General features: G+C 34.1%; 11 protein-coding genes and 1 rRNA gene. All 12 read left to right on the top strand.

Annotated features, from left to right (window positions below; translation table 11 throughout):
• Nucleotides 1-5: 5 nt before the first annotated feature.
• Nucleotides 6-407: a septum formation initiator family protein gene (locus BJG89_RS12755; protein WP_096810951.1), complete on the top strand. Its 402-nt coding sequence runs from the start codon at nucleotides 6-8 to the stop codon at nucleotides 405-407.
• 100 nt (nucleotides 408-507) lie between these two features.
• Entirely contained in the window at nucleotides 508-906 is a 399-nt protein-coding gene (locus tag BJG89_RS12750) for a S1 domain-containing RNA-binding protein (RefSeq protein ID WP_096810950.1), read from the top strand.
• A gap of 216 nt (nucleotides 907-1122) precedes the next feature.
• A complete protein-coding gene (gene tilS, locus BJG89_RS12745) occupies nucleotides 1123-2412 on the top strand; it encodes a tRNA lysidine(34) synthetase TilS (RefSeq protein ID WP_096811243.1) in 1290 nt (429 codons plus the stop codon).
• Between the two features lie 4 nt (nucleotides 2413-2416).
• Nucleotides 2417-2956, top strand: coding sequence for a hypoxanthine phosphoribosyltransferase (hpt, locus tag BJG89_RS12740; protein ID WP_096810949.1), 540 nt, complete (start codon nucleotides 2417-2419; stop codon nucleotides 2954-2956).
• 291 nt (nucleotides 2957-3247) lie between these two features.
• Nucleotides 3248-5368: an ATP-dependent zinc metalloprotease FtsH gene (ftsH, locus tag BJG89_RS12735; protein ID WP_096810948.1), complete on the top strand. Its 2121-nt coding sequence runs from the start codon at nucleotides 3248-3250 to the stop codon at nucleotides 5366-5368.
• 217 nt (nucleotides 5369-5585) lie between these two features.
• Nucleotides 5586-6467, top strand: a complete 882-nt coding sequence (hslO, locus tag BJG89_RS12730; RefSeq protein ID WP_096810947.1) for an Hsp33 family molecular chaperone HslO — start codon at nucleotides 5586-5588, stop codon at nucleotides 6465-6467.
• Nucleotides 6468-6621: 154 nt separating this feature from the next.
• Entirely contained in the window at nucleotides 6622-7554 is a 933-nt protein-coding gene (gene cysK / locus BJG89_RS12725) for a cysteine synthase A (protein ID WP_096810946.1), read from the top strand.
• 301 nt (nucleotides 7555-7855) lie between these two features.
• A complete protein-coding gene (gene folP / locus BJG89_RS12720; protein ID WP_096810945.1) occupies nucleotides 7856-8659 on the top strand; it encodes a dihydropteroate synthase in 804 nt (267 codons plus the stop codon).
• A complete protein-coding gene (gene folB / locus BJG89_RS12715) occupies nucleotides 8637-9002 on the top strand; it encodes a dihydroneopterin aldolase (protein ID WP_096810944.1) in 366 nt (121 codons plus the stop codon). The genes folP and folB overlap by 23 nt, the downstream gene beginning before the upstream one ends.
• Nucleotides 9002-9481, top strand: a complete 480-nt coding sequence (gene folK / locus BJG89_RS12710; protein WP_096810943.1) for a 2-amino-4-hydroxy-6-hydroxymethyldihydropteridine diphosphokinase — start codon at nucleotides 9002-9004, stop codon at nucleotides 9479-9481. The genes folB and folK overlap by 1 nt, the downstream gene beginning before the upstream one ends.
• A 356-nt stretch (nucleotides 9482-9837) precedes the next feature.
• Entirely contained in the window at nucleotides 9838-11325 is a 1488-nt protein-coding gene (gene lysS, locus BJG89_RS12705) for a lysine--tRNA ligase (RefSeq protein WP_096810942.1), read from the top strand.
• A gap of 499 nt (nucleotides 11326-11824) precedes the next feature.
• Nucleotides 11825-11939: ribosomal RNA gene (gene rrf, locus BJG89_RS12700) — 5S ribosomal RNA — on the top strand.
• Nucleotides 11940-11952 lie beyond the last annotated feature (13 nt).

Below are 11952 nucleotides of genomic sequence, written 5' to 3'. Positions count from 1 at the left end.
AGCAATTGAGTAAAAAAGTTGAAAATATAGGGAATACGTATACTTCATCAGAAAATAAAAAAAAGCAACAAAAACAAACGAGAAAACGTGTCATTCGCAGACGTATCACTTTATTTGGCGGTATCTTACTACTCATTATCATTATTTTATCTGTAATGCTTGTCACTCAAAAACAAAGTAATAGTGAAGATGCAGCCGAACGTCAACAAAAAGAACAAAAATATCAAAAACAACAAGATGAAGAATTAGCGTTGAAGGAGCAATTAAATAATTTGAATGATAAAGATTATATTGAAAAAGTTGCACGAGATGATTACTATTTAAGTAACGACGGGGAAGTTATTTTTAAATTGCCTAGCGATAATAAGTCTGACTCTAAATCTAAAGATAAAAAAGATAGTAAATAATTGAAATTAATTTTTTGCATCATTATACCATTGTTAATTTATGCAAACAGGCATATAATAGGATTAAAATCGAAACAAATCGGGAGGATTTATTTATAATATGTCAATCGAAGTAGGAAACAAGCTTAAAGGTAAAGTCACTGGAATTAAAAAGTTTGGCGCTTTCGTCGAACTTCCAGAAGGAAAAAGTGGCTTAGTTCACATAAGTGAAGTTGCAGATAATTACGTTGAAAACGTAGAGGATCACTTATCTGTTGGTGAGGAAGTTGAAGTTAAAGTGCTTTCAATTGCTGATGACGGAAAAATTAGTTTATCAATTAAAAAAGCAAAAGATCGTCCACGTAGACCTCAAAACAAACCAAATCATAAACAATCTCAACCTAAAGGTGAGGATTTTGAAAAGAAATTAACAAACTTCTTAAAAGATAGCGAAGATAAGCTAACTTCTATTAAACGTCAAACTGAATCTAGACGTGGCGGAAAAGGCACTAGACGCTAAAAAATATATAAAATAAGACTGTTCCCAAGAGAACTTAAATTAATTGCTTAAGTACAACATTTATTATGATTCTAAATTAAGTTTGACTTTAACAATATAAGACTGTTTTCTTGCTTAAGGAAACAGTCTCTTTTTTGTTGTATATAGACTTACCAATCGTACCAATAATTAGCGATACGGAGTACTTTCATATTATGATAAAGGAGGTAAGCTATGATGAAGATTAACACGGCCGGTTGGGATGGGCATCAACATATTGTGTTGGCTGTTTCTACAGGCATAGATAGTATGGCATTATTGCATCAATTAATAACTGATTTATCTCAAACATATCGTAAACTAACGTGCTTACATGTGAATCACCATATTCGCGATGTTGCAAAGGAAGAAGAAACATTTATAAAACATTTCTGTACTTCATACCAAATTCCCCTATACGTGCATCATTTAGACTTATCGAATGTCGTTGAGAAAGGGAATAGTATTGAAAGCATCGCTCGATTAAAACGCTACGAGTGGTTTGATGATATGATGGAAAAACTTGGCGCAGATATTTTATTAACGGCACATCATCAAGACGACCAAATTGAGACGATTTTTTATCGATTGATGACTGGGCGTTCCACTCGAAGTAGTTTGGGTATGTCGTATCTTACTGCAAGAGGGTCATATGCATTGTGCAAACCTCTGTTAGAAATAACTAAAGCTGAGATTCGAAATTACCAGCGCTTGCATGAAGTTCCTTATTATGAAGACGAAACGAATGCTGAAAATCAGTATGTACGAAATGATATTCGTAATCGTATTTTACCAGCAATAGAACGTAACTGCCATTTGTCGACAAAACAATTGTTAAAATTGAAAGCATGGCATGACACACAACTAGAAGACCTTAAAAAAGAAGCAAATCATTTTATTGAAATGTATGTTAAAGGTATTGCTAATAAGAGAGAAATAGTAATCCCAAGAGACTTATTTTCTAATTTAAATCATAATTTGAAAACAATCATATTAGATATAATTGTTTCGAAATTAGGTATATTAAAACCGATGACAGAAAAAATGTATGAATCTTGGTTCAGGCAAATTGAAAATCATGTAAGTCAATGCACATTATATACGACAGATAAATGGAATATTTATATCGCTTATGATAAATTTATAATAATGGCAAATTATAATGAATCTCTTGTGCCAATACAGATTCAACACCCAGGTGTATATAACTATGGTCATTATAGTATTGATATTACGAATGATTTTCCAAATGAGTGTTACCCATTACTCGTCAGAACAAGAAACGATGGGGATAAATTCAAACTAAATGGTGTACAAGGCCACAAAAAGGTTAGTAGGTTACTTATTGATTATAAAATTATACAAACCGAACGAAATCAGTTACCGATTTTAGTTAATGCAGATGATGAAATTATTGCGGTAGGTACGTTATATTTAAATAATAAATATAAAACATCTATTTTTATACGAAATATGGGAGAGGAATGAAAATATGCGAGATGATTTAAAAGAAGTGTTATTAGACGAGGCAGAAATAGAAGGCATATGCAAAGATTTAGGAGCGAAAATCACTGAAGCATACGCTGGTAAGCCACTTGTTTGCATAGGTATTTTAAAAGGTTCAGTAATGTTTATGACAGACCTTATTAAACACATCGATACACACCTAGCTATCGATTTTATGGATGTTTCTAGTTATCATGGTGGGACAGAGTCTACTGGTGAAGTACAAATATTAAAAGACTTGAGTGCTTCTATAGAAGGGAAAGATCTTTTAATTATCGAAGATATTTTAGAAACAGGGACAACTTTAAAATCAATTACAGAATTATTAGAATCAAGAAAAGTAAACTCACTTGAAATTGTAACATTGTTAGATAAGCCAAACCGACGCAAAGCAGATATCGAAGCCAAATATGTGGGTAAAAAGATACCAGATGAATTCGTTGTGGGTTATGGCTTAGATTACGCTGAGAAATACAGAAACCTACCGTTTATCGGCACACTTAAACCAGAAATTTATTCAAAGTAAGCAGTACAATTTAATCGGATGAAATATTGTTATATACTATAAAACGTAATTAGATAATATAAGTTAATATACATAGTGATGTTAACTTAATTGACTCGCCTATACATAAACTTTTAGAAGTTTAATAAAGCGTATGTTTTAACATTTGTATATCTTATCTAAAAAATTATTAAAGTAAAAAATTAACAAAGGTCTTAACATATGTACAAAAAGTATAATTACTGGCCTGAAACTTATGTATTGTGTTACAATTTTTGTTAGTTTTATTATTGAAGTAGGAGGAAACGACGCATGCAGAAAGCCTTTCGTAACGTGCTAGTTATCGCAATCATTGGCGTTATTATATTTGGTTTGTTTTCGTGGCTAAATGGTAACGGAAATATGCCAAAACAGCTTACTTATAACCAATTTGTTAAGCAACTGGATAAAGGTGAACTAAAATCATTAGAAATTCAACCTGAACAAAATGTATATATGGTAAGTGGTAAAACTAAAAATGATGAAGATTATTCTTCAACAATTTTATATAACAATGATAAAGAGCTTGAAAAAATAACAGACAAAGCACAAAATCAAGATGGATTGAAATTTACAGTTAAAGAAGAAGAAAAACAAAGTGTATTTGTAAGTATTTTAACTACATTAATTCCTGTATTAATCATTGCCTTATTATTTATTTTCTTCCTTAGCCAAGCACAAGGAGGCGGCGGCGGTGGCGGCCGTATGATGAACTTTGGTAAGTCCAAAGCTAAAATGTACGATAGCCAGAAAAAACGTGTACGCTTCTCAGATGTAGCGGGTGCAGAAGAAGAAAAACAAGAATTAATAGAAATTGTAGACTTCTTAAAAGATAATAAACAATTTAAACAAATGGGTTCTAGAATTCCAAAAGGTGTTTTACTCGTTGGGCCTCCAGGTACCGGTAAAACATTATTAGCGCGTGCAGTAGCTGGTGAAGCAGGTACGCCATTCTTCTCAATCAGTGGTTCAGACTTCGTTGAGATGTTTGTAGGTGTCGGTGCAAGCCGTGTACGTGACTTGTTTGAAAATGCTAAGAAAAACGCACCTTGTATTATCTTTATTGATGAGCTCGATGCAGTTGGTCGTCAACGTGGCGCTGGTGTAGGTGGCGGTCACGATGAACGTGAACAAACATTAAACCAATTGCTAGTTGAAATGGATGGTTTTGGTGAAAATGAAGGTATCATTATGATTGCCGCTACAAACAGACCTGATATTTTAGACCCGGCATTATTACGTCCAGGTCGTTTCGATAGACAAATCCAAGTCGGCCGTCCAGATGTCAAAGGGCGTGAAGCCATTTTACATGTTCATGCTAGAAATAAACCACTTGATGAAACAGTGGATTTAAAAGCAGTGTCTCAAAGAACACCTGGCTTCTCAGGTGCAGATTTAGAAAACTTATTAAACGAAGCATCATTAGTTGCAGTGCGTGAAGGTAAGAAGAAAATCGACATGCGTGATATAGAAGAGGCTACTGACCGTGTTATTGCTGGCCCTGCTAAAAAATCACGTGTTATTTCAGAAAAAGAACGTAATATTGTGGCGCACCACGAAGCAGGTCATACGATTATTGGTATGGTACTTGATGAGGCAGAGGTTGTCCATAAAGTGACTATTGTGCCACGTGGACAAGCTGGCGGTTACGCAATGATGTTACCAAAACAAGATCGTTTCTTAATGACTGAACCAGAGTTATTAGATAAAATTTGTGGCTTGCTAGGCGGACGTGTTTCTGAAGATATTAACTTCAACGAAGTATCAACTGGTGCTTCAAATGACTTTGAACGTGCAACACAAATCGCGCGTCAAATGGTTACTGAATATGGTATGAGTAAGAAACTCGGTACAGTTCAATTCTCAAGCAGTGGCAGTGGACAAGTATTCTTAGGTAAAGATATGCAAGGCGAACCAGAATACTCTGGTCAAATTGCTTATGAAATCGATAAAGAAGTCCAACGTATCATCAAAGAGCAATATGAACGTTGTAAAGACATTCTTTTAGAACATCAATCACAATTAATTTTAATTGCAGAGGCTTTATTAAAAGAAGAAACATTAGTTGCTGAACAAATTCATTCACTATTCTATGATGGTGTACTTCCTGAAGTGGATTATGATGCAGCGAAAGTTGTGAGTGATCAAGAAAAAGAATTTAAAGAAGGTAAATACGGTAAATCTTATGAAGATGTCCGTAAAGAGCAACGAGACATCGGTAATAAACAACAAGAAGAAGACCACAAAGAAGAAGAAGATATCGATAAAGAAAAAGAAGAAAGACAACACGACGGCGATGATGATTCTGATGAAGACACAGGTCATGAACAACCGCCGAACATTGATAAACCAAGCAATCCAAGCGATCCTAATGATCCAAGCAATAGAAATTAATAACTGAACGAAAAGCTTCTTTCTGCTATCATATTGATGTAGAAAGAAGCTTTTTATGGTTACTTATTTTTTAAATAAACATTATAAACAGATATGTAGCAATTTTTTGCCTGAACAATTACAATAAATTGCATTGATAAAAAGTAGTAAAAAGTTCTAAATGAAAACTAAAAAATGAATTTAAACATTAAAATAAATCAAAGGAGTAATTACAGAAATGACAAACGATTATATTGTTAAAGCATTGGCTTATGGAGGACAAATAAGAGCATATAGTGCCTTAACTACAGAAAGCGTACAAGAAGCGCAAACAAGACATTATACTTGGCCAACAGCATCTGCAGCACTTGGCAGAACAATGACTGCTACATTAATGATGGGGGCTATGCTTAAAGGAGAACAAAAATTAACAGTTACCGTGGATGGCCAAGGCCCGATTGGAAAAATCATTGCTGATGCAGATGCTAATGGCCACGTGAGAGGATATGTAACAAACCCACAAACACATTTTCCTTTAAATAACGTAGGTAAATTAGATGTTGGCCGTGCGGTAGGCAGTAATGGCGCATTAACAGTAGTAAAAGATGTTGGCTTGAAAGACTATTTTTCAGGTTCAAGTCCACTTGTATCCGGTGAATTGGGGGATGATTTCACTTACTATTTTGCTAAAAGTGAACAAACACCCTCATCTGTTGGTTTAGGTGTACTAGTAAACCCTGATAATTCTATCAAAGCAGCTGGCGGTTTTATTATTCAAGTTATGCCTGGTGCTGAAGAAGAAACGATTAATAAGTTGGAAGAAGTTATCAATAACATGACGCCAGTTTCTAAATTGATTGATCAAGGCTTAACACCTGAAGGAATTCTATTTGAAGTACTAGGAGAAGATAATGTACAAATTTTAGAAAATATGCCTACAAGTTTTGAATGTAATTGTGGTCATGAAAAATTCTTGAATGCAATCAAAGGCCTCGGCCAAGCTGAAATAGAAAGCATGATTAATGAAGATAATGGCGCAGAGGCAGAATGTCACTTTTGCAGAAACAAATATCAATATTCAGAAAGCGAATTACAGGAATTATTAGAAAAGATGCAATAATTGCTATAAAATAGAAGTGTAACAGTAGCATATTATAAAAATATTGCAATATTCAATCTTCTCAGTTGTATTCAAAACAAAATCTGATAAAATGAAAAGTATATCCGATAGAAAAAGTAGGTTTTAGACTTTTTAATGAAAAGGAGCAATACTTATGACAAATAAACCAGTAAATAATATCGTCGAAATTATTGGCAATACGCCGGTAGTTAAATTAAATAATGTGGTGGATGAAAATTCAGCAGATGTTTATGTAAAACTAGAGTACCAAAACCCAGCGGGCTCAGTTAAAGACCGTATTGCCTTAGCGATGATTGAAGCAGCCGAAAAAGAAGGTAAGATTAAACCAGGTGATACAATTGTCGAACCAACGAGTGGTAATACAGGCATCGGATTAGCTTTTGTATGTGCTGCTAAAGGTTATAATGCAGTATTTACGATGCCTGAAACAATGAGCCAAGAGCGTCGTAATTTATTGAAAGCTTACGGTGCAGAAGTGGTTTTAACACCAGGGGCAGAAGCGATGAAAGGCGCTATTAAAAAAGCGAAAGAACTAAAAGAAGAATACGGTTATTATGAACCACAACAATTCGAAAACCCGGCTAATCCACGCGTACATGAATTGACAACTGGTCCAGAATTGGTCGAACAGTTTGAAGGAAAAACAATTGATTCTTTCTTAGCAGGTGTTGGTACTGGGGGTACATTGACTGGTGCCGGTAAAGTATTGAAAGAAAAATATCCTGACATTAATCTTGTGGCGATTGAACCAGAAGATTCTCCTGTACTAAGTGGTGGAGAACCTGGTCCACATAAATTACAAGGCTTAGGGGCTGGTTTTGTACCAGACACACTAGATACAAATGTTTATGATGAAGTAATCAAAGTTGGTAACGAAACAGCAATGGATATGTCTCGTAAAGTTGCTAAAGAAGAGGGTATCCTAGGTGGTATTTCTTCTGGTGCAGCAATTTATGCAGCTTTAGAAAAAGCTAAATCATTAGGTAAAGGTAAAACAGTAGTCACTGTATTACCAAGTAATGGTGAACGTTACCTTTCTACACCGTTATATTCATTTGAAGATTAAATTTTATTTTTCCTAACCGGTCGTGTATATACGCGATCGGTTTTTTTAGTATTAATAATCGTTCAAGGAAAACAATTGGTTAATTTTATATTTTACCTGTAATAAACACTCAGTATTTTATATTGAAATGCAAAAGTCAATTAAATGACCGCTAGGTTTCTTTTTAAAAATGAGCATCTCGTTAATTGTTTCTTATAAATGGTTTAAGCATTGTTTACTGAAAAAAATAATAATTAGCGTTATTATAGAATAGTAATTATAATGCTAATGGAGCATCTAAGCGTGAAAGGAAGAAGTGACTATGGCACATACAAAAATTATGGGCATATTAAATGTGACCCCAGATTCATTTTCTGATGGCGGTAAATATAATTCTGTAGAAAAAGCAATCAAAAGAGCTGAAGAAATGATTGATGAAGGTGTAGATATCATAGATATAGGCGGTATATCTACACGTCCAGGCTATGAAGAAATTAGCGTGACAGAAGAATTGGAACGCGTAATTCCTGTTGTAAAAGCGTTAAATCAATTTGATATTCAACTTTCTATTGATACATATAGAAGTGAGATTGCAGAAGCTGCAATGAAATTAGGCGCAACTATGATTAATGATCAATGGGCTGGTTTGTATGACGAAAAAATATTCGACGTTGTAGCCAAATATGAAGGTGAAATTGTACTGATGCATAATGGTGATGGTCAGAGGTCAGAACCTGTTGTTGAAGAAATGCTCTTATATTTATTAAAACAAGCTAACAAAGCGGAAATGGCTGGCATTCCTCAAGAGAAAGTTTGGGTTGACCCGGGTATTGGTTTTGCTAAAACCAGAGAAGAAGAACAAGAAGTAATGGCTCGATTAGATGAATTAGTAGCTACAGACTATCCTGTATTATTAGCGACGAGTAGAAAAAGATTTATTAAAGAAATGGTTGATAAAGATACCAAAGCGACTGAAAGAGATGAAGCGACAGCAGCCACGACTGCATATGGTATAATGAAAGGCGTTAAAGGTGTAAGAGTGCATAACGTTGTACTCAATGCTCGTTTAGGACAAAGTATGGATTATTTAAAGGAGAATGAGTATGCACGATACAATCTTTCTTAATGGTATGAAGTTTTATTGTTACCATGGCGCTTTACCAGCAGAAAATGAAATTGGCCAAATATTTATTGTAGATGTAACAATGAAAGTGGATTTGAGTATTGCTGGTAAAACTGATCAAGTCACTGATACAGTTCACTATGGTGAGATATACGATGAAATTAAAGCAATCATGGAAAGTAAACCAGTAAATTTATTAGAGCATCTAGCTGAACGTATTGCAAAACGTATAAATTCACACTATAATCGTGTAATGGAAACGAAAGTTAGGATCACTAAGGAAAATCCTCCTATACCAGGTCATTATGATGGTGTAGGTATAGAAATAGTGAGGGAGAATTTCTAATGGAATATGCATATTTAGGGTTAGGAAGTAACGTTGGAGAAAGAGAAGTACAACTTAAGAAGGCCATTCGTATTTTGAATGAAAAAGATGGCATCCATGTAACGCAAATATCGCCAATATATGAAACTGAACCTGTTGGGTATGTCGACCAACCTCAATTTTTAAATCAATGCATTGAAATTCAAACGTCACTAAAACCACACGCCTTATTGAACGCATGTCTTGATACAGAGCAACAACTGCATAGAGTGAGAGATATACGATGGGGCCCTAGAACTTTAGATGTCGATGTTTTATTATATGGTGATCAAGTCATTGAAGAAGATGATTTGATTGTGCCGCATCCACGCATGTTGGATCGCTCATTTGTGCTTATCCCATTAAATGACATCGCATCAGATTGTATTGTGCCACTCACTAATAAAAAGGTTGGTAATTTAGTGACAACTGATAACTCAGTTAAGAAGTATCAAAATTGAGAGGTAGATAGAGCGTAATTGCTCAGAAGTATGAGTTGAGCTTTGAATCATTTATTATGTGTTTGTACAAATTAAACAACTTGTTGACGTGTTTTCTATAAAAGATGAATTTTTAATCCCTTTATTACGTTTGCAACGTCTAGTAGAATTGAAAAGAGAAAAAAGTTGTCATAATGAGAATGTGTAAATATGTATCCAGCGTATTTAAATTTTTTCATAGTAAGACAAAGTTAGAAATGTTTTAAATCAAAAAGAAACTAAATAAGAAATGATATAGATGATTCACAATTTCTAACAATAAGTAAAAAATAAAGAAACTAAAAATGTGGAACAAGAAGCATAAAGGAGAGAAAGTTATGTCAGAAGAAATGAACGACCAAATGCAAGTACGTCGTCAAAAAATGCAAGAACTATATGATTTAGGTATCGATCCGTTTGGTCAAAAATTCGAAAGAACTTCAATGGCTACACCATTACATGAAGATTGGGACCAATTTACAAAAGAAGAATTGCAAGAAAAAGAAGAAGAGAGCCATGTTAGCATCGCTGGACGTGTCATGACAAAACGTGGTAAAGGTAAAGCTGGTTTTGCACATGTACAAGACCTATCTGGTCAGATTCAGATTTACGTAAGAAAAGATCAAGTAGGCGATGAGCAATTTGATATTTGGAATTCAACAGATTTAGGAGATATAGTCGGTATCGACGGAGTAATGTTTAAAACTAAAACAGGTGAGTTGTCAGTTAAAGCTAAATCATTTGTCCTTTTAACTAAAGCATTACGTCCATTACCAGACAAATTCCATGGTTTACAAGATATAGAACAACGTTATCGTCAACGCTATCTCGATTTAATTACAAACCAAGATAGCACAAAAACGTTTATTAACCGAAGCAAAATTTTACAAGAGATGCGTAACTATTTAAACCAACAAGGTTTCTTAGAAGTAGAAACACCGATGATGCATCAAATAGCTGGTGGTGCTGCTGCTAGACCATTTGTAACACATCATAACGCATTAGACGCTACGCTTTATATGCGAATTGCAATTGAACTACACTTAAAACGCCTTATCGTAGGCGGATTGGAAAAAGTATATGAAATTGGTCGTGTGTTTAGAAATGAAGGCGTATCTACACGTCATAACCCTGAATTTACGATGATTGAACTATATGAAGCATATGCAAATTATCATGATATTATGGATTTAACGGAAGATATGATCAGACACATTTCTAATAAAGTATTAGGTACTGCCAAAATTAATTATGGTGAAGATGTAATTGATTTAGAATCAAACTGGAAACGAATCCATATGGCAGATGCAGTTAAGGAGACTACCGGTGTAGACTTCTATAACGTACAAAGTGATGAAGAAGCAAAAACACTCGCAAAAGAACATGGGGTCGAAATCACCGGTAATATGAAATACGGACACATTTTAAATGAATTCTTTGAACAAAAAGTAGAAGAAACATTAATTCAGCCAACATTTGTATATGGACATCCTATCGAGATTTCACCATTAGCTAAGAAAAATCCAGAAGATCCTAGATTTACAGATCGTTTCGAACTGTTTATTGTAGGCAGAGAGCACGGCAATGCATTTACAGAATTGAATGACCCTATCGATCAAAGACAAAGATTTGAAGCTCAACTAGTCGAAAAAGAAGAAGGCAATGACGAAGCACATGAAATGGACGAAGATTTTATTGAAGCATTAGAATACGGTATGCCTCCAACAGGCGGTCTAGGTATCGGTATTGATAGATTGGTTATGTTGCTTACAGATTCAGCTTCGATTCGTGACGTGCTATTATTCCCATACATGAGACAAAAATAAGCCGTTTATATAAAAAACGTATCACAATTAAATAGAAACAAGAAACTAGGTCAGTATATATTGTATAATAGGGGTATAACTGATCTAGTTTTTATATTATTAATAGGGAATAAATGTAATTACTGTTATTAATTATTAGATATGTTAATATTACTTTAATTAATTTTTGTAATAAGAAACATTTGGGACATAAATGCCTATTAAAATATAAAAATATACTAAAAAAGGTTTGGCATTTAACATATTCATATGATAAGATTATTCAAGTCGAGTTGAGGAAACGAGACATTGAAATCTTAAATATAAAGTTTAAAAATAAAAAACACAAAAGTTATTGACTAATAACGAAAAATGAAGTAATATATAAAAGTCGTCAAATTCAAGAGAAAGCAACAGAGTCTTATGTAAATGATTTTTAAAGAAATTTTAAAAATAGTGTAAAATTGACCGTTGCAATTATTTGATAAAACGTGTATCATATATTGAGTAAGTTATTTTGTCTGGTGGCAATAGCAAAGAGGTCACACCTGTTCCCATGCCGAACACAGAAGTTAAGCTCTTTAGCGCCGATGGTAGTCGGACTTACGTTCCGCAAGAGTAGGACGTTGCCAGGCTTTATAATAATCA

Source organism: Staphylococcus nepalensis (assembly GCF_002442935.1).
In the GTDB taxonomy this organism is placed as follows: domain Bacteria; phylum Bacillota; class Bacilli; order Staphylococcales; family Staphylococcaceae; genus Staphylococcus; species Staphylococcus nepalensis.
Note: the sequence above shows the minus strand (reverse complement) of the source record. Positions and strands in the feature narration are given on the sequence as shown.

Excerpts from the sequence above, each read along its gene's own strand:
- BJG89_RS12750 (WP_096810950.1), top strand. The coding sequence starts at position 508 with ATGTCAATCGAAGTAGGAAACAAGCTTAAAGGTAAAGTCACTGGAATT.
- tilS (WP_096811243.1), top strand. The coding sequence starts at position 1,123 with ATGAAGATTAACACGGCCGGTTGGGATGGGCATCAACATATTGTGTTG.
- hpt (WP_096810949.1), top strand. The coding sequence starts at position 2,417 with ATGCGAGATGATTTAAAAGAAGTGTTATTAGACGAGGCAGAAATAGAA.
- ftsH (WP_096810948.1), top strand. The coding sequence starts at position 3,248 with ATGCAGAAAGCCTTTCGTAACGTGCTAGTTATCGCAATCATTGGCGTT.
- hslO (WP_096810947.1), top strand. The coding sequence starts at position 5,586 with ATGACAAACGATTATATTGTTAAAGCATTGGCTTATGGAGGACAAATA.
- cysK (WP_096810946.1), top strand. The coding sequence starts at position 6,622 with ATGACAAATAAACCAGTAAATAATATCGTCGAAATTATTGGCAATACG.
- folP (WP_096810945.1), top strand. The coding sequence starts at position 7,856 with ATGGCACATACAAAAATTATGGGCATATTAAATGTGACCCCAGATTCA.
- folB (WP_096810944.1), top strand. The coding sequence starts at position 8,637 with ATGCACGATACAATCTTTCTTAATGGTATGAAGTTTTATTGTTACCAT.
- folK (WP_096810943.1), top strand. The coding sequence starts at position 9,002 with ATGGAATATGCATATTTAGGGTTAGGAAGTAACGTTGGAGAAAGAGAA.
- lysS (WP_096810942.1), top strand. The coding sequence starts at position 9,838 with ATGTCAGAAGAAATGAACGACCAAATGCAAGTACGTCGTCAAAAAATG.